Source organism: Paenibacillus sp. 1-18 (assembly GCF_000520755.1).
GTDB lineage: Bacteria > Bacillota > Bacilli > Paenibacillales > Paenibacillaceae > Paenibacillus > Paenibacillus brasilensis.
In genome coordinates, this window is the sequence record NZ_ASSB01000308.1 from 1 (window position 1) to 22,022 (window position 22,022).

18 protein-coding genes are annotated in these 22,022 nt (G+C 48.1%); all 18 read right to left on the reverse strand.

All coding sequences use genetic code 11. The features are described from left to right. Positions 1 to 722: UDP-N-acetylglucosamine 1-carboxyvinyltransferase (locus tag L693_RS0119240; protein WP_155983880.1), on the reverse strand; the 722-nt coding region annotated here is incomplete at its 3' end. After that, positions 712 to 1,617 (reverse strand): UDP-N-acetylmuramate dehydrogenase, encoded by a 906-nt coding sequence (murB, locus tag L693_RS0119245; protein ID WP_025719173.1) that lies wholly within the window; start codon positions 1,615 to 1,617, stop codon positions 712 to 714. The genes murB and L693_RS0119240, both read right to left, overlap by 11 nt. Positions 1,618 to 1,763: 146 nt before the next feature. Then, entirely contained in the window at positions 1,764 to 2,873 is a 1,110-nt protein-coding gene (gene murG / locus L693_RS0119250; RefSeq protein ID WP_025719174.1) for an undecaprenyldiphospho-muramoylpentapeptide beta-N-acetylglucosaminyltransferase, read from the reverse strand. Positions 2,874 to 2,879: 6 nt separating this feature from the next. After that, positions 2,880 to 3,977, reverse strand: coding sequence for a stage V sporulation protein E (gene spoVE, locus L693_RS0119255; protein ID WP_025719176.1), 1,098 nt, complete (start codon positions 3,975 to 3,977; stop codon positions 2,880 to 2,882). Positions 3,978 to 4,026: 49 nt separating this feature from the next. After that, positions 4,027 to 5,448: a UDP-N-acetylmuramoyl-L-alanine--D-glutamate ligase gene (gene murD, locus L693_RS0119260; RefSeq protein ID WP_025719178.1), complete on the reverse strand. Its 1,422-nt coding sequence runs from the start codon at positions 5,446 to 5,448 to the stop codon at positions 4,027 to 4,029. 3 nt (positions 5,449 to 5,451) lie between these two features. Next, positions 5,452 to 6,420, reverse strand: coding sequence for a phospho-N-acetylmuramoyl-pentapeptide-transferase (gene mraY / locus L693_RS0119265; RefSeq protein WP_025719180.1), 969 nt, complete (start codon positions 6,418 to 6,420; stop codon positions 5,452 to 5,454). A 22-nt stretch (positions 6,421 to 6,442) separates the two neighbouring features. Beyond that, on the reverse strand, positions 6,443 to 7,846 hold the full coding sequence (locus L693_RS0119270) for a UDP-N-acetylmuramoyl-tripeptide--D-alanyl-D-alanine ligase (RefSeq protein ID WP_025719182.1): 1,404 nt from the start codon (positions 7,844 to 7,846) through the stop codon (positions 6,443 to 6,445). Continuing rightward, entirely contained in the window at positions 7,846 to 9,333 is a 1,488-nt protein-coding gene (locus L693_RS0119275; RefSeq protein WP_025719184.1) for a UDP-N-acetylmuramoyl-L-alanyl-D-glutamate--2,6-diaminopimelate ligase, read from the reverse strand. Before L693_RS0119275 ends, L693_RS0119270 begins: the two co-directional genes overlap by 1 nt. A 55-nt stretch (positions 9,334 to 9,388) precedes the next feature. Continuing rightward, a complete protein-coding gene (locus tag L693_RS0119280) occupies positions 9,389 to 11,305 on the reverse strand; it encodes a stage V sporulation protein D (protein WP_025719185.1) in 1,917 nt (638 codons plus the stop codon). Between the two features lie 83 nt (positions 11,306 to 11,388). After that, positions 11,389 to 13,749: a penicillin-binding transpeptidase domain-containing protein gene (locus tag L693_RS0119285; protein WP_025719188.1), complete on the reverse strand. Its 2,361-nt coding sequence runs from the start codon at positions 13,747 to 13,749 to the stop codon at positions 11,389 to 11,391. A gap of 181 nt (positions 13,750 to 13,930) precedes the next feature. Continuing rightward, on the reverse strand, positions 13,931 to 14,311 hold the full coding sequence (locus tag L693_RS0119290) for a hypothetical protein (RefSeq protein ID WP_025719190.1): 381 nt from the start codon (positions 14,309 to 14,311) through the stop codon (positions 13,931 to 13,933). A gap of 24 nt (positions 14,312 to 14,335) precedes the next feature. Then, positions 14,336 to 15,286 (reverse strand): 16S rRNA (cytosine(1402)-N(4))-methyltransferase RsmH, encoded by a 951-nt coding sequence (rsmH, locus tag L693_RS0119295; protein ID WP_025719191.1) that lies wholly within the window; start codon positions 15,284 to 15,286, stop codon positions 14,336 to 14,338. A 17-nt stretch (positions 15,287 to 15,303) separates the two neighbouring features. Then, positions 15,304 to 15,741, reverse strand: a complete 438-nt coding sequence (mraZ, locus tag L693_RS0119300; RefSeq protein WP_013311099.1) for a division/cell wall cluster transcriptional repressor MraZ — start codon at positions 15,739 to 15,741, stop codon at positions 15,304 to 15,306. Positions 15,742 to 16,075: 334 nt separating this feature from the next. After that, positions 16,076 to 17,341, reverse strand: coding sequence for an adenosylhomocysteinase (locus L693_RS0119305; protein ID WP_025719193.1), 1,266 nt, complete (start codon positions 17,339 to 17,341; stop codon positions 16,076 to 16,078). Positions 17,342 to 17,419: 78 nt separating this feature from the next. Then, positions 17,420 to 19,051 carry a bacillithiol biosynthesis cysteine-adding enzyme BshC gene (bshC, locus tag L693_RS0119310; protein ID WP_025719195.1) on the reverse strand — a complete coding sequence of 544 codons (1,632 nt, stop codon included), beginning with the start codon at positions 19,049 to 19,051 and terminating at the stop codon, positions 17,420 to 17,422. Positions 19,052 to 19,172: 121 nt separating this feature from the next. Next, positions 19,173 to 20,111, reverse strand: a complete 939-nt coding sequence (locus tag L693_RS0119315; protein WP_025719197.1) for an ABC transporter ATP-binding protein — start codon at positions 20,109 to 20,111, stop codon at positions 19,173 to 19,175. A gap of 11 nt (positions 20,112 to 20,122) precedes the next feature. Further along, on the reverse strand, positions 20,123 to 21,073 hold the full coding sequence (locus L693_RS0119320) for an ABC transporter permease (RefSeq protein ID WP_025719199.1): 951 nt from the start codon (positions 21,071 to 21,073) through the stop codon (positions 20,123 to 20,125). A 4-nt stretch (positions 21,074 to 21,077) separates the two neighbouring features. After that, the gene (locus L693_RS0119325) at positions 21,078 to 22,010 is read right to left on the reverse strand and encodes an ABC transporter permease (protein WP_025719200.1); all 933 of its coding nucleotides are present in this window, start codon (positions 22,008 to 22,010) and stop codon (positions 21,078 to 21,080) included. Positions 22,011 to 22,022 lie beyond the last annotated feature (12 nt).

Consider the following 22,022-nt stretch of genomic DNA (forward strand, 5'->3'; position numbering starts at 1 on the left):
CGATCAGGAATGACCTCATACGTACACGGATTCAGGCTACTGACCCCTGTAATTGTAATCGTGTCTGTTCCTGCACCGATAATATGGGCCCCCATGGCATTCAGGAAGTTTTGAAGATCCTGAATCTCCGGCTCCCTCGCTGCGTTGGTAATCGTTGTTCGTCCTTCAGCCAACACGGCAGCCATCATAATATTTTCCGTTGCCCCTACGCTCGGAAAATCCATATGGATGTCCGAGCCGATCAGCTTGCGGGCACGGAACGTTATTTGCTCGTCTTTTTCCTCGATCTCTGCTCCAAGAGCCTTTAAGCCCTCCAGGTGAAGATCAATTTTACGCTCGCCTATGGCGCAGCCTCCGGGCTGATAAATAGAAACTTCACCATATCTGGCGAGCAGGGGTCCCATGAGAAAGATAGATGAACGCATTTGCTTCATCAAATCTTCCGGAATTTGGAACGATCGGACGGACGACGTATCCACATATACCGTTTCCTCTTCATGTCGGCATATACAGCCGAGTCTTTCAAGGATGTGCAGCATGACCTTAATGTCTAATAGATGGGGCACATTCCGAATTTCCACCTTACCTTGCGCAAGCAAGCTTGCTGCAAGAATAGGCAGTGCCGCATTTTTTGCTCCATGGATACGTATGGTGCCTGACAGGGGACGGCCTCCCTCAATCACCAATTTGTCCAATGTATCACCTCCGAGTTTACCGCTCACCCACTACGAAAACCTCCGGAACTAGCTTGATGCCGGTTTGAGATGATATTGTACTTTGAATATGCTTCATTAGGGTAAGCACGTCCTCTGCTGTCGCTTGACCGGTATTTACAATAAAATTGGCATGCTGTACAGATACTTCAGCGCCTCCCGCCTTCAAGCCCTTCAGACCTGCGCTTTCAATAAGCCGGGCAGCATAGTCACCTGGCGGATTACGAAACACGCTTCCTGCACAAGCTAGCTGTAACGGCTGAGTCAGCCTACGGCGGTCTTTAAAAGCCGCAAGCGCCGCTGAAATTTCCTCGCGGTCGCCCCGCTTCATCTGAAATACTGCCTCTGTCACCATTCCACGCTGCTCATGCAGCACAGAGTGGCGATAGCTGAAACGCATATCCTCGGCATCGTACACAGCCAATTTCCCTGTATCCAGCACAATCTCAGCGGACTGGAATATTTGTGACACATCAGACCCATGGGCACCGGCGTTCATGTAGACAGCCCCACCGACTGATCCCGGGATGCCTCCCGCAAATTCAAGGCCGGACAGCCCCTGCTTACTAGCCATAACACACAGTTTGACCAGTGACACGCCTCCGCCAGCGATGATCCGTTCATCCCCAAAATGGACATAATCAAATCCCGGCCCCAGTTTGATCACAAGCCCTCGTATTCCTTTGTCGGAAACGAGCATGTTGGAGCCCCTCCCCAACTGCATCCAGGGGATACCATGCTCACGAGCCAGCCGTAAAACCCTTGCCAGCTGCTCCTTGGTATCCGGGATGACAAGAGCATCCGCAGGGCCTCCAATCTTCCATGTCGTATATTTGGACAGCGGCTCATGCTCCAGCACTTTTCCGATATCATGCTCCGCTAATAATGGCATCCATTGCTGCATTGTACTGAAACCTCCTTGTTGCTTGCCCCCGCATAGTTATGAGGCTCTCACCTGACAACCGGCAGCCTGAGTGATGGTCACAATCTATAGGGTATCCTATGTCAATACCGTCCAGTGTGTGACAACCGCCCAAACTGCGCTGCGGACTACCTTTTACGGGCAAGGCGCTCCATTTCTTTTACTAAAATATCTGCCGAGTCAGGCTTGCCAAGTGCAGACGCTGACTCTGACATCCGGTTACGCAATGCGTCATCCTCCATAATTCTCGCAATGGAGTGAAACAGAGAAGAACCGCTCAAATCCTTTTCCACGATCATTACCGAAGCGCCTGCCTTTTCAAGCGTACGGGCATTGGCCTCCTGATGATTATTCGTCACATTAGGTGATGGAATCAAAATGGACGGAATACCCAAGGATGTAATCTCGGCCAAAAAAGACGCACCTGCGCGATTAACGATTAAAGAGGTACAAGCCAGCACCTCCGGCATATTATGAATATAGGGGAGCACGTGAAGATGGTTGGGCAATGAGCCAATCTGATTCCTTATGCTGTCCAACGTCTGTTCATAATAAGATTCACCAGTCACATATACAAAATGGACGTCTTTCAGTTGCGAAAGTTGCGGGGCCATGGCAATCATAGCGTCATTGATTGCTTTCGCTCCCCTGCTGCCACCTACCACAAGTACAACCGAGCTGTTCATGGGAACCCCAATGGTAGCAAAGCCACGATCCCGGTTAGCCAAACGAACTGTCGTAGCGCGTGGATTCCCGGTATACAATACATTTTTAGCTTTGGGGAAAGCACCTTCGGAGCCTTCAAAGCTAACAGCCACCGTATCCACATAGCGGCTCAGAAATGCATTGGTCAGACCCGGAATCGCATTTTGCTCATGAATCATGCTGGGTATGCCTAATTTGGAAGCTGCATAGACGACAGGGCCGCATACATATCCCCCAGTGCCTATGACGATATCTGGCTTGAATTTTTTTAATAACGCTTTGGATCTTCGAACCCCTTGGAAAAAACGCATAATCGTTTTTATATTTTCCAAGGACAAGCTGCGACGAAATCCTGTGATATCAATAGCCTCAAATGGAATTTTCTCCTGAGGAACCAGCTTGCTTTCGAGTCCTCGCTGACCGCCAATATATAAAAATTCAGCGTCCGGATCCATCTCTTCGCACTGTCTGGCTACGGCCAGTGCCGGATAAATATGCCCTCCGGTACCGCCGCCGCTCAACACGACGCGCATAAACGTTCACCTCGCATAACGTGATAAATTCAGTAAAATGCCCAACGCAGTTAGCATCAACGTCAGAGAAGAACCTCCATAGCTGATTAAGGGCAATGTTATTCCTGTCACCGGCATCAAGCCGATGACGACACCAATGTTAATGACAACCTGTACGGCAACCATTCCGACAATGCCTACCGCAAGCAGGCTGCCATAGGTGTCCGGTATGGTAATAGCGACACGCATTCCTCTCCACACAAGTACCAGAAAGAGTCCCAGCACCGTCATTCCACCGATAAAACCAAGCTCCTCCGCCAAAATAGAAAAGATAAAATCCGTCTGCGGCTCAGGAACATAACTGTATTTCTGCCGACTCATACCAAGCCCCAAACCCGCCAGCCCACCTGGTCCAATGGCATATAGCGATTGAATAATTTGATAGCCTGCACCAAGCGGATCAGACCAAGGGTCCAGAAAAGCCGTAATTCGCTGGAGTCGATAAGGTGCAGCTGCGATCAGTGCAGCAAAACCTGCTGCCCCCGACAAGGCCAGCAGGCCAAGATGCTTCATGCGTGCACCTGCTGTAAATACGATCAGCATGGACGCCCCCATCATTACTGTACCTGTCCCCAAATCGGGCTGCAGCATAATCAGGCCGAAGGCCAGACCCATGAGTCCAAGCGGGGGCAATAGGCCGCGAGTAAAAGAGCTAATGTCATAATCCGCACGACTAAGCCATTGTGAAAGATAAAGGATCATACCCAGCTTCATAAACTCGGAAGGCTGAATGCCGAAAGAGCTGATACCCAGCCAGCTTCGAGCTCCGCCTCTAACTACGCCAATGCCGGGAATTAATACAGCAATCAGCAACGCGAGACAGATTAACAGCACGACCTTGGCATATTTCTGCCAGATTCGATAGTCCGTTCGGGCAGTAAAATACATCGCTACAAGACCAAGCCCCGCAAAAAGCAATTGCCGTTTTACAAAATAGTAGGAGTCCCCGTACTCGTGAAAAGCGAGGACGGCGCCCGCGCTGTATACCATAACCATGCCGATGGCTAACAAGCTTACAATACAGACAAAAAGCCATATATCCGGCGCCGGACGAGATTGCTTCATCAGGAGGCCACCCCTTGCATAATAGTAGGGGCTTATCCAACCCCCCTACTTACAATTTATGCGCCGCCTCTTTAAAAATACGTCCACGCTCTTCATAGGATCGGAACATATCCCAGCTGGCGCAAGCGGGTGAGAGTAATACCACATCTCCCGGCTCAGCAAATTCTGCCGCCTTGTTCACAGCCTCCACGAGCGTAGCGGCGGCGTCCTCCCCATTATCGACGACCTCGACATACTCTATTCCGGCCTGACGGGCCCGATCTGCCAGCTTATGCCGTGTTTCACCCAGAAGCACAACGGCCTTTACACGTTCCTGCAGGGATGGTACAAGCTCCGCATAATCTGAGCCGCGATCCAACCCTCCGGCAATCAGTATAATGGGTTGCCTGAAGGAAGATAAGGCCATCATGGTCGCTTTGGAATTGGTTGCTTTGGAATTATTATAATAAGCTGCTCCGGCATGCTCTAAGACATATTCAAGACGATGCTCTACACCTCGAAAAGCACTTAAGGGTTCTGCCAGCTTCGCAGGCTCTACACCTGCGGCAATGGCTATTGCGCAAGCAGCGAGAGCATTTTCCACGTTAAAATGGCCCGGCAGGCCAATCTCGGCTACACCTATAATGGGACGCACCACCCCATGGCTATCGCGATATACGATGCTTCGTTTGATGTCATCCGTCACATCCGATATGTATGGCGGGTCAGCAAACACCCCTTCCTGCAAGCGTTCCGTCATCGAGAACGGAAGCAGCTTTGCCTTAATATAAGGCACAAGCTCCCGGCAGACTGGATCATCCCAGTTCACCACCGCTGTATCAGTAGATGTTTGGTTGGCAAACAGACGTGCCTTGGATGCAACATAATCCTCCATGCCCCCATGGTAGTCCAGATGGGTCTCAGCTACATTGAGCAAGCATGCCACAGCGGGCTTAAAATCCTTTGTTCCCTTTAACTGAAAGCTGCTCAGCTCCACAACCATCCACTCATCCGTCTTGGCGTCCACAGCCGCCTCACATAATGGAGTGCCGATATTACCAGCCACGATCGGATTCATGCCAGAAGACTCCAACAACTTGCCCACCCACGTGGTCGTGGTTGTCTTTCCATTGGAGCCGGTAATTCCGATGATCGGGGCTTTACATAGATGGTAGGCTACCTCAACTTCGGTTACAACCTCAATGCCGAGCTCGACAGCTTTCTGTACGGGCGGGGCGGTATAAGGGATGCCAGGATTTTTGACAACCAGCTTCACACCAGAATGAATCAGTCCCTCCGGGTGCCCCCCGCATAAAACGGAAATTCCCAAAGCCTCTAATTCAGAAGCTTCGGGACATTGTTCCCTGTCTTTTTTATCATTGACTGTCAGTCTTGCTCCTGCCTGATGCAGCACCTTTGCAACCTGTACACCGCTTTTGGCTAGGCCTATAATGACAACTTCCTGATCTCGGTATGCGTCTGGATGATTCATTTGCTACAACCCCTTGTTGAGATAAAGTCCGAGTCCTGCCAGCAGCAGGCCTACAGCCCAGAATGTAATAACTACGCGCCATTCGGACCAGCCGGACAGCTCGAAATGATGATGAATTGGGCTCATTTTGAAAATGCGTTTGCCACGTGTTTTAAAGGAGGCTACCTGCAAAACCACGGACAGCATTTCAATCACGAATACGCCACCAATAATAATGAATAAAATTTCGCTTTTCGTAACGATAGCGATGGCACCAATCGCACCGCCGATGCCCAGCGAGCCCGTGTCACCCATAAATACCTTGGCAGGGTGTGCATTGTACACAAGAAAACCAAGCACAGCACCAATCATCGCCGCTGAGCATACCGCAGCCGGGAGCGAGGTAGCTTGAATCGCGACAATGGCATAAGCAGCGAAGGCAATCGCACTAGTACCGGACAGCAGCCCGTCCAGCCCATCTGTGAAATTGACAGCGTTGCTGATCGCCAGCATCATGATAATGATGAACGGATAGTAAAACCAGCCGCCCCAGTCAAAGGACCATGAGGTCCCCGGAATGCCGATGGCAGTACTATGGTCATTGCTGAGCAAAAGCCAGCACATAATCCCGCCAAACAATAATTGCCCGAACAGCTTTTGGCGCGCCGTCAGACCTAATGAGCGTTTGAATACAATTTTGATATAGTCATCCAAAAAGCCGATCAGCCCAAAACCGAGCGTAGCGACCAGCAGAACGTAAAAGTCTGTATTTTTGATAGCTGAAAACTTAAGAAAGGTCAGCGTAAAAGCCAGCAAAATCACGATACCGCCCATTGTAGGCGTACCTATCTTTTTAAGATGGCTTTGTGGCCCGTCATCCCGGACCTGCTGGCCGAATTTCATACGCCGCAGCAGCGGAATAAGCAGTGGAGCGGCAATGACCGCCAGTATAAACGATACGACGATCGTCAGCAGTAATAATTGAATATCCATGGGAGTCTTCCTCTCGTCAACATCAGTTCTGTAGCGGACCGTTTTTCAGCGCATCCACAATTTCTTCCAATCGCATCCCTCTGGATGCCTTAACCAGTACAATATCATTGGCATGGAGATAAGTCCGCAAATGCTGGATCAGCTTTTCCTTATCCGTATAAGCGTGTACATGTTCAGTTGGCATTAGTCCTGAAGCTCCCTGCGCAATAGACAGCCCCAACTCACCGTAGGTAAACAGTTCCTCTACGTCGTGCTTAGCTGCAAAAAGACCGATTTCCTTATGGAATTTCTTTTCCTCTGGTCCCAACTCCAACATGTCACCAAGCACGGCAATTTTACGTCCGCCCGTTTTGTACCCGGATAATGTCTGTAGTGCAGCCTTCATTGAAGCAGGACTGGCGTTATAAGCATCGTTCAGCACAGTAAGTCCGTCAGAGCAGTTCACAACCTCAATGCGCATGCCTGTCAGCTTCAAAGACGACAGCCCTTTGCGTATATGGTCTGCATCGACATTGAAATGACGAGCAACCGCCAGCGCTGCCAACCCGTTCACAACATTGTGCTGTCCAAGTAAAGGAAGTCGGAAAGCCTCATTACCGGATTGGGCTGTTGTAAATAAACTGCCTTCTCCATCCGAGGAAATTTCTGTTGGATAGTCATCATTATCCTTAGAGATCCCGAACGTAAAACCTTTTAAGCCTTCAGGCTTGACCGTTGCAGGCTCCGCCAGCACTTGTGGCAATAGTGGCTCATCACCATTGTAGATCAGCAAGCCACCAGGCTTGAGGCCACTGGCGATTTCCAGCTTTGCACGAGCAATCTCCGCACGGGAACCGAGCTGGAGCAAGTGTGATTCGCCTATATTAGTAATGACGGCAACATCAGGCTTTGCAATATTAGCCAGCAGGCGGATTTCACCGCGTCCGCTCATGCCCATCTCAAGCACAAGAATATCTGTATCCTGCGGCATGGACAGTACCGTTAAAGGCAACCCGATATGATTGTTATAATTTCCTTCGGTTTTGTGTACTTTAAAAGTCGTGCCCAGCAGAGCCGTCACGATATCTTTTGTCGTCGTCTTGCCGTTGCTTCCTGTGATTCCGACGACAGAAACGCCGGTTTCACGCAAATATGCAGCTGCTAGCTGCTGAAGGGCTTCTAAGGTATCCTCTACTTCAATGGCGTTGCCGGCTGGAGGCGCTCCGTGATCCTTTTGCCATAAAAAAGCCGCTACACCTGCCTCGCTCATGATTTGCTGCACATAATTATGCCCGTCAAATCGCTCACCGGAAAGTGGAATGAACAGCCCATGGCTTTGCGGCTTGCGCGAATCTGTAAAAACGCCCTCAACCATCCGTTCAGCGTCCGCTTCTCTGTGAAGTGTTCCCCCACACATGGAGGCAATTTGACCGATTGTTCTTTTCATCACTTGGATAAACCCCTTATCGCTTCTTTGGCTACGATGCGGTCATCGAATTCATGCACCGTTTTTCCGATCAACTGGTAGGTCTCGTGACCTTTTCCCGCAATCAATACTACATCGTCAGGGCTTGCCATTTCAATAGCTTTATGAATAGCAGCTCTACGATCTACGATCAGCTCGTATCGTTCTGCAGCTACTCCTTCGTCGATCAGCCCCTGCTCGATGTCTTTCAAGATAACTTCCGGGTCCTCTGTTCGGGGATTGTCGGAAGTAATAAACGAATGATCGCTATATCGCGCAGCAATTTTCCCCATCAAAGGACGTTTGGTACGATCCCGGTCTCCGCCACATCCAAATACACACCATATTTTACCGACCGCAAATTCCTTAACGGTACGAAGGACATTTTCCAATCCGTCCGGTGTATGAGCATAATCTACAATGACAGCAAATGGCTGACCCGCATCTACAGGCTCTACCCGCCCGTCTACGCCTGCTATAGACTCCAGACTGTGCTTGATATCAGCGAGCGAAATCCCTTCCAGTAAAGCAGCCGTGATGGCGGCCAACGCGTTGTACACATTAAACTTGCCTACCATTCGAAGCTCAATATCCGTATCCCCTTTAAAAGTGGATACATGGAAGGAGGTTCCCTTAGCACCGATCGAGATACGGGATGCCTGCACATCCGATTCCTTTTCCACGCCGTATGTAATGACTTGGGCCGCAGTTTGAGCCTGGAAGTAGGAAGTGGCCGGATCATCCGCGTTCAGAACAGCATATTTACTGTCCGACACATCCCGCGAGAAGGCATTTCCCAATCTGGAAAACAAAAGTCCTTTGGCAGCACGGTACTCCTCCATTGTATTGTGATAATCCAGGTGATCCTGCGTCAGGTTTGTAAATATAGCAGTACGAAAATCAGTTCCTTTGACGCGGCCCTGCTCCAACGCATGCGAAGATACCTCCATGACACAGCATTTGACACCTTGCTCTGCCATATTTCCGAGATAACGTTGTAGTTCTACTGCTTCGGGCGTAGTGCCTGACATAGGGTAAGACTGGCCACCGTAACGCATTTGAATCGTGCCTATCAGTCCGGTGTTCACTCCTGCATCATTCATAATTTTTTCAATTAGATAAGTGATCGTGGTTTTGCCGTTAGTTCCGGTGATGCCGATCATGCGCAATCGGCGGCTCGGTGAATCAAACATATAATCCGACAGAACAGCCATGGCATAACGGGCATCCTTAACCACAAGCTGTGGAACAGGCACATCCAGCTCCCGTTCTACCACTAAGGCTGCCGCACCCGACGCAATGGCCTGCCCGGCATAGTCATGTCCGTCCACTGTAAAACCGGGCAAGCACAGAAACAGATCTCCCTGCTGTACCCGACGTGAATCCGCCCCGATCCCTCCGCAATCCACTGTACCGTCTCCCACAATGCGTGAGACAGCCAGCAGTGAAGCCAAATGTTGAAGCTCCATCTTTCATTCCTCCATTGCTCTCTCGTTATTCATAGTATGGTAAATAAAGAACCTATCAATCCCCCATATAAATACGGATCGTTGATCCTCGTTCCAATCTGGAGCCCGGCTTCGGTGCCTGACTGACAACCGTCTTGCCTGACCCGGATTTTACAAGCATAAAGTTCATATTCATATCTTCGTACAAATCAGCCACGCCGGCACCTACCAGATCAGGTACTGTTTCAATCGGATTTTCTCCGTACTTGTACTCTTTGGCAATTTGATTGGTGCGAGGTGGGACCTTCAAAGCAATCAGCGCATCTTTTAAAATTTTTTGTACAATTGGCGCAGCAACTACCCCGCCGAATTGAATGCCTTTCGGGTTATCTACAGCGGTGTAAACAACAATCTGCGGATCATCCGCAGGAGCAAAACCGATAAAAGATACAATATGCTCCGAGGAAGAGTAACGTCCATTAATTACCTTCTGCGCTGTACCTGTTTTACCACCCACCCGGTAGCCCTCAATAAAGGCAGGACGACCTGTGCCTTTGGCAACGACGCTCTCCAGCGCTTCCCTCACTTGTCGGGAGGTATCCTCTGAAACAACCCTTCGCACTAGCTCCGGCTCTACTTTTTCCAGCACCTTGCCTGTTCCTGGCTGAATCCAGCCCTTTGTAATGTGAGGTTTATAAAGGTTGCCACCATTAATGGCGGCGGATACCGCCGTCACCTGCTGGATCGGAGTGACAGAAACCCCTTGACCAAAGGCAGTTGTCGCCAGCTCTACCGGCCCAACCTGGGGAAGTTTAAACAAAATACCATTCCCCTCCCCAATCATGTCGATGCCCGTTTTGCTGCCAAAGCCGAAATTGCGAATGTACTTGAACAGTGTTTCTTTGCCTAAACGCTGCCCTAAAGTTACAAAACCAGGATTGCAGGAATTTTCCACTACCTGAAGAAAAGTCTCGCTGCCATGACCGCCTTTTTTCCAACAGCGCAGACGCGCTCCGCCGACTTCAATATATCCCGGATCAAAAAAACGATCATTTTTGAGATCCACTTTCTTTTCTTCCAGCGCAGCGGCCAATGTTATGATTTTAAATGTAGAACCAGGTTCGTACGTCATCCAGATCGGCAAATTCCGATTGTAAATTTCAGGCGCATATTGCTTGTATAGAGCTGGCTCATAGCTTGGTCGTCCAGCCATGCCCAAAATCTCACCCGTCTTGGGATTCATCGCTATGGATAATGCTGAGTTAGCCTGAAACTTAACCATGGCCTGGTCAAGCTCCCGTTCCATAATGGACTGCACAGACTTATCAATGGTCAACTGTAAATTCAGACCATCCTTCGGTTCAATGTACTTTTCAGAGGAACCGGGCATCAACCGTCCACCTGCATCGGATAAATACGCAATACTTCCGTCAATCCCCCGAAGCTTGCTGTTTTGCTGCTTCTCTACGCCTGTCAGTCCTTGATTATCAATTCCCGTAAATCCAAGAATATGAGCTGCTAGATCACCATAAGGATAATATCGTTTGTTATCTTCAGCAACAACGATACCCGGCAGCTTCAAATCACGAATTTGCTGCGCTTTCTCCATCGTAATTTTCCGTCCGCCGGGCTGAAGTTTTTGGCTTGCAGTTCGTTTGGTAATCAGCTTGAGCACTTTATCCTCGCTCATATTCAGCAAGGGCGCCAGCTTGCGTGCCGTTTCCTCCGGCTCCTTAATTTGTACGGGTATCGCCATGACTGTTGGCGAGCTGACATTATAAGTCAGTGCCGTACCCTGCCGATCCAAAATTTCGCCACGCTTGGCGGCAAAAGGAATATTGCGGCGCCACGATTCCTCAGCCTTGGCCGAGAGCTCGCCTCCTTTACCCAATTGAACATAGGCGAGCCGGATCGACAAGGCGATGAAAAGTACAAGCAATCCCAGCAGCCCCCATACCAACCTGCGCCGCATGATCACGTTAGATTTTTTCAAACGTGCTCCCCTCCGTTCCTCCAGATACTCATGACATGTCTTACCTCATGAATATTCAAAAAAACGGACGTTAGAACAAGCTATCAATTATCCTTGCCTTTAATGGCGGCAGCACTTTTTTCATCTGCTATAGCAGAGATTCCTCCATTGGTAGATCTGACGCTTGTACCTGCATTCGCAGCAGTATCCGTATCAGTGTCGGTTTTGAGATTGGCATCTGTTCTCGCTTCACTGCCTGATTGGTTCGCAGCAACATCTGTGGTTGAGTCCGCTGTTTCCTCCGGGATCACCCCGGTTACAGTTTCCTTGGCCGGCTGGAGCTTCACACTGACGATCCGCTTGCCATTCACCATTTGTGCCTTTTGAGAGACAACATAACCTTCGCCACTCACCTGAACACCAACCTTCATAAGCGTCAAAACCTGAAGTGTGTCCCGCAATGAAACACCAGTAAAGTCAGGAATGGTCATGTTGGCACTATCCTCGGTTAGCAAATAAATGCGCTGTCCCGGCTTCATTTTGACGCCTGCCTCAGGATACTGGCGAACGATTTTGGAGCCTTTGCCGACCGTTTCATAGGCAATTCCCTGTTTGAGCAATGCGTTTTGTGCATCCTTTTTCACCTGACCGGTTAATTGTGGTACCGTGGGCAAATCGACCGTTCTCACAGCAGAGCCATCTGATTTACTCGCTTTGGTTCCTGTTTTGGGAACTCCCATATATTGCAGTGACTGGGATACGATTTTTTTAAATACAGGCGCCGCTGCCGTACCACCGCCTACCGATTTGTTGGGTTCGTCCATAACGACCAATACAGCTATTTTCGGATCATTTACCGGTGCAAATCCAATAAAGGACACGACATCCTTCGAATGGTCGTATACTTTGCCGACGACTTTCGTCGCTGTACCTGTTTTACCAGCCACACGGTATCCGTCAATATAAGCAAGGCGTCCTGTACCAATTTCCTGGTCAGATACGACCTGCTCCAGATAGCTGCTTGTCTGGACTGCCGATTCCTTCGAAATCACCTGACGAACTTCCTTCGGTTGAATCGTCTGCACTTCGCCCGTATCTGGATTCACAATTTCCTTCACTAGATGAGGCTGCATTAGCTTCCCCCCATTAGCAATGGCCGAAATCGCAGCTACCTGCTGGATTGGTGTCACCTGAACACGTCCATGTCCAAAGGAAGCTGTTGCGACTTCGGATTTATATTGGGTGTGGAATGTAATAGCTCCTGCAGACTCACTCGGAAGATCAATACCTGTTTTCACACCAAATCCAAAGTTATTAATATATTTTTTGAGCTTTTCGCCGCCCAGCTTATCCAGCCCCAGATGGACGAAACCGACGTTACTTGAACGCTTGACACCTTGGAGATAGGTTAACGTTCCCCAGTTACGACTCACGTCGCGAATATCCCAGCCTCCGACCCTAACTATGCCTGACTGGTAGGTTTCATTCGGATTAAATACCTTTTCTTGAACCGCAGCAGCCAAGGTTACAATCTTAAACGTAGAACCCGGCTCGTAGATAGATTGAGTAGCATTATTACGAAAAGATTCCAATGGTGCACTCCCATATGTATTGGGATTAAAATTAGGATAACTCGCCATACCGAGAACATCCATCGTTTGGGGATCTGCCGCTACAACAGTCATCGTTTTCGGATTGTAGGTTGCAATAGCTTCCTGCATGGCATCCTCTATATAATACTGAATCGTATCATCAATCGTCAGCCTCAAATTTTTTCCATTTTGTGCCGGATCATAGATACTTTCCGATCCCTGAAGAGGGACACCCTTCAGATCGCGCTGATAAAGAAGCTTGCCAGCCGTACCTGACAGCTCTTTATTATAATAAGCTTCCAGCCCCATGCCTGCTGTACCGTCTTTTCGTTGGTAGCCCAGGACATGAGAAGCCAGTTTATTTTCGGGATAATAGCGTTTGGACTCCTGAGCCGTGTCCACAGCCCCAATCACTCCATACTTATCCTTCAAATATTTTTTGAACGTATCCACCTGTGCCTTGACCTCAGGATCTGCCTTCCAGCCACCATTACGGATCTCGCGATTTACTAAGTAGTTCCCCTTGCTGTCCTTAGCCGAAAGATGTTTTCTCAACTCATCCTCAGGCGTTTTAAGTAATTGATGCAGCTTGGCTACAACCTCATTTTCCAAATCAAATTCCTGAATGATACTCGGATTGACCACTACCGTATACGCAGGTGCATCCGTTGCCAATACGTTTCCTTTACGGTCCGTAATGGTTCCGCGCTTCGGCAGAATCACCTGATCTTTTTCCACCTGCTCAACTACCTGTTTATGCCAATATTCCCCGCTTACAACCTGAATCCAAAATACCTTTAGTAGCAGAACAAGAAAAAAGAGGGTAATACATCCCCCTATCAGCAGTGTGCGAAGCTTTATTCTCTTAACCATAGCTCAAACCTCTCTGCAAAAAATGTACATTAGAGCATAGCTTGATGCTATGCTCTTAAATGAGCATTTTGCATAAATCCCAAGTGCGTTTTCAATTCAGCAATATATAGCTCGAAACGGTTTAGTTCGTCTATATATTGTACTTACGAGCGTTGGGAATCAAATTATGCAAAATGCTGAACTATTTGGCAGCCTGCTTTTCCACATGAATGGGCTCTTTTGTTGGCTCGATATATCCCTGTTGCTTTGCAGTTGGTACAATCTGATTTTCGAGCCGTTCCTTTTGAATCTTCAGTTGGGCGATATTGGTCTGTAATTTGGAGATGTCCTTGCTGGCCGTATTAATCGCATAATTAATTTGATAAATGTGAGCGTACCTGCCGATCAACATACCAGCAATGACAATGGACGCTACAAGTGTCAACAGATACAGCAGCTTTTCCCGAATCGGCAGCTCTCTGCGGCGTGTAACAACTTTGGTCGTCTCACGATACCGTTGTTGCTGAACCTGTTCCTGACGGGCTCTTTCTTTTACAGCCAAATTACCCCGTGTATAAGCCATGTCGCCTCTCCTTCTCCATTAAATTTACAATTTTTCGGCAACTCTCAGCTTGGCCGACCGGGACCGTGGATTAAGCTCCAATTCCTGCTCTGATGCCACAATCGGCTTACGATTCACCAGCTTTAGATCGCCTACCATTTTGTCATCCAAAATGGGTAAATCAGACGGATAGATGCTTTTCGCCAAATACTCTTTGAAAATATGTTTGCATATCCGGTCTTCCAAGGAATGAAACGTAATAACCGAAATTCTGCCCCCTGGAGCCAGACATTTTATTGCCTGATGCAAAGTATCTTCCAGTGCACGGAGCTCATCATTCACAGCAATCCGCAAAGCCTGAAAGCTGCGTTTAGCCGGATGTCCCCCGGTTCTGCGTGCCGCAGCCGGAATTCCTTCTTTGATAATATCGACAAGTTCCCCCGTTGTATGAATAGGCTTGTTCATTCGACGTTCAATCATGATCTTTGCGATCCGCCGTGAGAACTTCTCTTCTCCGTATTGAAACAGGATACGCGCAATCTCCGCTTCCGGCCATTCATTGACAATTTCGTAAGCCGTAAGCGAGCTACTCTGATCCATCCGCATATCAAGTGGTGCATCATGGTTGTAGCTGAATCCCCGTTCCCCCTCATCGAACTGTGGAGAGGATACGCCCAGATCGAATAGTATGCCTTGGACCTGCGGGATGCCGTCTTTTTCGGGCAATCCCAGTTCGGCCAGCTTGTCCTGCAGGTGGCGGAAGTTGGATTTCACTAATGAAATCTTTCCTTGATAGGCCGACAGCTTCTCACGCGCATTGTTCAATGCCCAATCGTCCTGATCAAAGGCGATGAGCCTCCCCTCAGGGCCGAGCTGTGACGCAATGACGGAACTGTGTCCTGCCCCTCCCAGCGTGCAGTCCACATAGATCCCGTCCTGCCTGATGTTCAGTGCCTGTGTTGCTTCTTCCTTGAGTACGGTAATGTGGTGAAACAAACGACTGACCTCCTAAATTACAATTCAAAGTTGAAATCAACCAATTTCTCAGCAATGTCGTTAAATGCTTCTTCTGATTGGTTGAAATATTGCTCCCAAGTGTGCTTGCTCCAAATCTCTACCCGGGTGGACACTCCCAATACGACGCACTCTTTAGTAAGCTTGGCGTATTCGCACAAATTTCCCGGTAAATTTACCCTGCCCTGTTTGTCCAATTCGCATTCAGTCGCTCCCGAGAAAAAAAATCGGGTAAATGCCCGTGCATCAGCTTTCATCAGAGGCAGTGCTTTCAATTTTTTCTCCATGACAGCCCACTCGTCCATGGGATACACGAAGAGGCATTGGTCCAGCCCGCGGGTAACCACGAACGAGGCGCCGAGAAGTTCACGAAACTTGGCCGGAACTGTAAGCCGACCTTTCTCATCAATGCTATGTTGGAACTCCCCCATAAACATTGGTTTCGTCACCCCTTACCCCATTCTCCCACTTTGGCCCACTTTCCACCACCTAAGCATAATAGATTCGCTTTAAAAAATCAAAGACCTCTTTTTCATTACTAAAAAGTGATAAACGACAGATCAATACGATTGTGTCTGTTATTGTAGCCCTCTGTCACAAGATGCCAAAAAGCCCCTTACTCCATGAAGCCGAATCCCCGACAATATGCATCAGGTTTCGAAACAACATGAAATAAAGGGCTTAATCTCCAATCCAAATGTCAACCTATACAAGCATCTGGTTTAAAAGCTGAATGCCTTACAGCCATTATTGCGACTGCAAATGCTCTAATTACGCGTTCCAGCTGTCCAGATAGATTTTTTGTTCTTCTGTTAAAGCATCAATCTTGATTCCCAAGCTATCGAGCTTGAAGCGGGCAACTTGCTCATCAATTTCATAAGGTACATTAATAACAGCTTTGCCCAACTCGTTGTAACGATCATTCACATATTTCAAGCCAAGCGCCTGAAGCGCAAATGTAGTATCCATAATCTCTGCAGGGTGACCATCCGCGGCAGCCAAATTCACTAGACGTCCCTCTGCCAGCAAATACATTTTCCGTCCATCTTTAAAGCGATACTCCTCAATGTTGCGACGGACCGTCCGAATGGACTCAGAGCGTTTGGCAAGCTCAGGCTTACTAACTTCAACATCAAAATGCCCTGCGTTGCAAAGCACAGCCCCATCTTTCATAACATCAAAGTGCTCCCCTGTAATTACAGCTTTGTTTCCAGTGACTGTAATAAAGAAGTCGCCAAGCTTAGCCGCTTCTACCATTGGCAATACATGGAAACCATCCATATGGGCCTCTACTGCCTTGATTGGATCAACTTCAGTTACAACAACATTGGCTCCTAGGCCTTTTGCTCGCATTGCAACCCCTTTGCCACACCAGCCATAGCCTACTACAACTACTGTACTGCCTGCGACAACCAGGTTCGTTGTACGAATAATGCCGTCGAAAGCTGACTGTCCTGTACCGTAGCGGTTGTCGAACAAATATTTGCAGTATGCATCATTCACGGCCACCATTGGAAAGTGAAGCTGTCCTTCCTTTTCCAATGCCTTCAAACGAATAATCCCTGTTGTTGTCTCCTCTGCTCCCCCACGGATGGTAGAAATCAGATCAGGCCGTTCGGATTGCAACAGAGTGACAAGATCACCACCATCATCAATAATGAGATCCGGCTTCGTTTCGAGCGCCTTAATTTGCAAACTTTTGAACTCTTCTGGCTCCGGATTGTATTTAGCCAAGACTGTAATCCCATCTTCAACCAATGCCGCGCAAACATCATCTTGTGTGGACAATGGATTACTACCGGTAATTGTGACCTGCGCTCCACCTGCCTGTACTACTTTAGCCAAATAAGCTGTTTTAGCCTCCAGATGCAGGCAGATAGTTACCTTCAAACCTGCAAAAGGCTGCTCCTGCTCGAACTGTTGACGTATCCGGTTCAATACCGGCATATGGGCTTCCACCCAATCAATTTTCAGATGGCCTTCAGGGGCCAGTTTAAGATCGTGAATAATGCTGTTTTGCAGGGAATGGGAAGTCATTACGTTGTTTCCTCCTTAATATAGGTTGGATCTGCTAACACGGTAAAATCATGCGATACGTAAAAAATCACACGTAAATCATAAATAAATCACGCGATGCGCACCCTTCAGATCCGTTGGTATGTTCATAATCGTATCAATGAGACTAAGACCGTGACGGTTAAGAAAATGATAAACTGTGTACACCCGCTCCTGTGGCTGACCAAATGGAAAAAGCGACCACTCGATACGATCCCACTGACGAAGTGCCGTTTCATTTTGTCGAAGGAGCGCCTCCTGGACTTTTGTCTCCAGATAAGCGATCTGCCCCAGAATTTTCCTGCTGTTGGTTTCTCCAAGCCGAAGCAAACCTTTTTCAATCAAGCCTGTCTGCTGTACAAGCGGCTCGTATAGACGGGCAAAGGCTTCTTTCACCCCGGAAAACTGATCCTGAATTCCAAGCTGATCTTGGGCTGCAAGCCATTGTTTCTTCGACTCCTCAAGCCCGTCCCTAACCTGTCCAAAACTTAATTCGTGCTTAACCATATACTTCTCTACACCCGGCTCTACCAACGTAAAGGACATTCGGGGCAGCAGTATCGGCATCTGCATCTCTAAAACCCCGAAAGCGTCCCGGGTAATCGCCCAGTAGGCAATTTCTCCTAGGCCCAGCACAGATGCCAGCACTGGAAACAATGAATCCTGCATCAGAGGACGGGTTAGTACATTATTACTAAAACGTTCCGGGTGTAGTTCTATCTCCTCAAGCAGTTCTTCCATTGTAAAGGCTACCAGGCCGCGCCGATCCGTGAATAGTCCACCTTGCTTGAAAAGCAGCAAACGTTCATCTTCATGGATATAAAAAAGATTCGCGCCATCTTCGTGTACATCCGCTTGTAAATGATAGCCGTAATCCACGATTCGCGCAGCGGCCGTCTGGTAAGCCTGCTCCAGCTCATCATTGTGCTGAACCAACCGACGAAAAACAGATGCTTCCAGCTTGCGCAGCGAAGGATCCGCTGAATCCAGCAGCACTAATCCATAATGGCCAAATAAAAGGCCCAGCAGCTTAGCAAAGGCCTCACTTAGTCCATATGAATCCGTCAAGCCGTGCTCAATCATACGCAAAATATCAGCCTTATGCTCTGAATCAGGCAAGTTTTGCTCTATATCCGCCATTACTTGCTTCCACTCTACAGCATCCACTTTAATGTCACTGACCGAGGAACGGCGGACAGGCTGCTTTTTCAGCTTGATTTTGACTGCTTGCGGGTCATTTGCCAGTACGTATGTATGATTGACCTCATCCCAGTCATGATCTTCACCAGCAACCCAAAAGACGGGAATTACCGGACGTCCAAGCTTCTCCTCTGCTTCCCTGGCCGCCTTAATGATCGTGACCGCTTTGTAAATGACCAGCATCGGACCTGTGAACAGTCCGCTCTGTTGTCCGCCAACTACAACTAAGGCGTCTGGATTTTCCAGACGATCCAATGAAGCCTGAACTGCCTCATACGAATTGTATTGCTCATTGTATATACGAAGACATGCTACGACTTCCTTACGGCTTAATCGCAGATGCTCCGTCTCATCCAGCCACTTCGCCCGTTGGGCATATGCATCGGCATGCAGAACATCGTACTCATACAAATCGCGCGCGCGCCCTGTACCCTGTGTATAATCCTCTGCTAAAGCCGACCCTCCGCGAAGCGTTTCAGGGATAATTTTCATGGGTCTGCCTCCTGTCTTCACCAAAGCCTTACTGCTTGATTGTACCGAAAGCCCCTCTCCGCGTCAAAGCTTCCTATAAAAAAACCGCCGAGCAACTCGGCAGTTCGTGTGTGAAGCAGGATCAGGCGTAAGGCTCAGCTACAAAATGTCCCTTGGACACTTCGATCAACGTGGCATTTTCCAAGTTATAAGCCCCTGTTTTATTGCCAGATGCATCATGAATCGGGCCAGCTTGATCGCCAGGCATAATAATCCGTTTTTTGTTGGCTTCAACTTCCGGATCAGGAAGTGGAATCGCCGACAAAAGCATTTTCGTATATGGATGAATCGGGTTGGCATACAATTCAGAACTTTCAGCAAGCTCAACCATTCTACCCATGTACATAACTGCTACCCGGTCACTGATGTGCTTGACCATCGACAGATCATGCGCAATAAACAAGTATGTCAAACCCAAACGTTCTTGAAGCTCTTTTAACAGGTTGACAACCTGAGCCTGAATGGACACGTCAAGAGCTGAAATCGGCTCATCACAAATAATGAATTTCGGATTAACCGCCAGCGCGCGGGCAATACCGATCCGTTGACGTTGTCCACCAGAGAACTCATGCGGATAGCGGGTTGCATGGTCCGGGTTCAAACCAACCAGATCCAACAACTCTTCAATCCGTTTTTTACGTTCTGCACGGCTACCTGCCATATGATGAATATCCAATGCCTCGCCGATGATATCAGAAACCGTAAAGCGCGGGTTCAAGGATGCATATGGATCTTGGAAGATCATTTGCATATCGCGGCGCATGGCTTTCATTTTACTCGGTGATAATTTGTAAATATCTGTACCGTTAAAACGTACGCTACCTGCTGTAGGTTCATATAAGCGCAGAATGGTACGACCCGCTGTAGATTTACCACAACCGGATTCGCCTACCATACCAAGTGTTTCACCTTCGCGAATATAGAAATTCAGGTTATCCACCGCTTTGAGCACACGGTTTTTGCCAACATTAAAATACTTTTTAAGACCTTCAACCTCAATTAAATTGTTGCTACTCACCATGATTTCACCTCCTATTTCTTCAGCTTCGGATCAAGCGCATCCCGCAAGCCGTCGCCAAAAAGGTTGAACGCAAGCATAATCAAACTGATCAAGCCTGCCGGGAAAAGCATACGCCATGGATAGTACATCCATCCTGTCAGAGCTGCTTCAATCATTGAACCCAGCGACGCCCGAGGAGCCTGTACCCCTAATCCAAGGAAGCTCAGGAATGCCTCGGAAAAAATAGCACTTGGAACTGTCAAAGTCAATGTGACAATGATTGGTCCCACGGCATTAGGCAGCAAATGACGGAACAGCAAGCGGCCTGCACTAGCACCCATTGAACGGGAAGCAAGAACAAATTCCCGGTTTTTAAGTTGTAGCATCTCACCGCGTACAATCCACGACATGTTAATCCACCCCGTTACACAGAGCGCAATAATAATGGTGGTAATACTTGGCTCTAGCACAACGAGCAACAGGATTGTAACAAGCAAGTAAGGAATGGAATACAAGATTTCAGAAAATTTATTCATGATTTCATCAACGCGGCCACCAAAGTAACCCATAATTCCACCATAAATAACACCAATCAGCAAATCAATCATTGCTGCTACCAAACCAATAATCAAGGAAATCCGAGCGCCCATCCAAGTACGGACAAACATATCACGACCCAGATCATCTGTTCCGAACCAATGCTCCGCCGAAGGAGGAAGATTGGTGCTCAACAAATCATTCGTGTGGTCATCGTATGGCGAAAGAATCGGACCAACTATCGAACTAAGTACAATAAGAAACAGAATGCTTAGGCTTGTCATTGCCAGTTTGTTTTTACGAAGCCGTTCCCAAGCATCACGCCAAGCGGATAAGCTTTCACGCTGAATAACTTCAAACTGCTTTTCATCCGCTCCGATTCTCTGAAAGTCTTCCGGTTTTACCTGAAGCTTTTCCAAGTTCACAGCATTATCTTTCACAGGCATAAAGTTATCCCTCCTTCCCGCCAGTAAGCTTAATCCGCGGATCAATAAATCCATATGCAATATCTGTAATAAAACGCGCTACCATCAATAGGATACCGTAAAAAATAGTTACTCCCATAATCATCGTATAATCACGGGTTGTAATACTATCCACAAAAACCTTACCAATACCGCCGATTCCGAAAATCCGTTCAATAACAACTGAACCGGTAATGATATTTGCAGTCATTGGACCAACATAGGTAACGACCGGCAAGATGGCATTCCGCACTACATGCTTAAACATAATCGTAACAGGCTGCAAGCCTTTAGCTTTGGCAGTCTTGATGTAGTCTGCATGAAGCACTTCAAGCATGCTGGAGCGTGTCAATCTAGCGATAAACGCAATCGGCTGAGCTGACAACGCAGCTACAGGCAGGACATAGTCCAGTGGACCATCAAATCCCATAACATTAAACCAACCCAAATTCTGAGCGAAATAATACTGAATCAGAGACGCCAGGACAAAGCTGGGAACCGCAATCCCCATAATTGCCAAGATCATCGCTATGTTATCAATTAGCCTGCGATGGTATAGCGCAGCTAGCATACCTAGCAAGATACCGACAATAATCGACACGATTATAGCAACAAAACCTAATTTAAGCGAAACCGTGAAAGTTTGCCCGATAATGTCAGTTACACTTTGATTCAGCTTTTTCATGGAAATACCAAAATCACCTGAAGCAATATCACCTAAGTATTTAAAATATTGGACATATACAGGCTTATCCAGCCCATATTGCTCCATTAACCGGGCTTGAATCTCAGGAGAAGTCGCTTTTTCACTCATGAAGGGGTTACCTGGAATTGCTTTCATGAGAAAAAACGTCGCAGAGATCAGAATGAACAAAGATAGCAGCATGTAGAAAAATTTACTGATCAAATAACGCGTCATTGCCCGTTTACA

Bases quoted from the DNA above. Each gene is read 5' to 3' on its own strand.
- murB (WP_025719173.1), bottom strand. From the start codon at position 1,617: ATGCAGCAATGGATGCCATTATTAGCGGAGCATGATATCGGAAAAGTG.
- murG (WP_025719174.1), bottom strand. From the start codon at position 2,873: ATGCGCGTCGTGTTGAGCGGCGGCGGTACCGGAGGGCATATTTATCCG.
- spoVE (WP_025719176.1), bottom strand. From the start codon at position 3,977: ATGAAGCAATCTCGTCCGGCGCCGGATATATGGCTTTTTGTCTGTATT.
- murD (WP_025719178.1), bottom strand. From the start codon at position 5,448: ATGAATCATCCAGACGCATACCGAGATCAGGAAGTTGTCATTATAGGC.
- mraY (WP_025719180.1), bottom strand. From the start codon at position 6,420: ATGGATATTCAATTATTACTGCTGACGATCGTCGTATCGTTTATACTG.
- L693_RS0119270 (WP_025719182.1), bottom strand. From the start codon at position 7,846: ATGAAAAGAACAATCGGTCAAATTGCCTCCATGTGTGGGGGAACACTT.
- L693_RS0119275 (WP_025719184.1), bottom strand. From the start codon at position 9,333: ATGGAGCTTCAACATTTGGCTTCACTGCTGGCTGTCTCACGCATTGTG.
- L693_RS0119285 (WP_025719188.1), bottom strand. From the start codon at position 13,749: ATGGTTAAGAGAATAAAGCTTCGCACACTGCTGATAGGGGGATGTATT.
- L693_RS0119290 (WP_025719190.1), bottom strand. From the start codon at position 14,311: ATGGCTTATACACGGGGTAATTTGGCTGTAAAAGAAAGAGCCCGTCAG.
- mraZ (WP_013311099.1), bottom strand. From the start codon at position 15,741: ATGTTTATGGGGGAGTTCCAACATAGCATTGATGAGAAAGGTCGGCTT.
- L693_RS0119305 (WP_025719193.1), bottom strand. From the start codon at position 17,341: ATGACTTCCCATTCCCTGCAAAACAGCATTATTCACGATCTTAAACTG.
- bshC (WP_025719195.1), bottom strand. From the start codon at position 19,051: ATGAAAATTATCCCTGAAACGCTTCGCGGAGGGTCGGCTTTAGCAGAG.
- L693_RS0119315 (WP_025719197.1), bottom strand. From the start codon at position 20,111: ATGGTGAGTAGCAACAATTTAATTGAGGTTGAAGGTCTTAAAAAGTAT.
- L693_RS0119320 (WP_025719199.1), bottom strand. From the start codon at position 21,073: ATGCCTGTGAAAGATAATGCTGTGAACTTGGAAAAGCTTCAGGTAAAA.
- L693_RS0119325 (WP_025719200.1), bottom strand. From the start codon at position 22,010: ATGACGCGTTATTTGATCAGTAAATTTTTCTACATGCTGCTATCTTTG.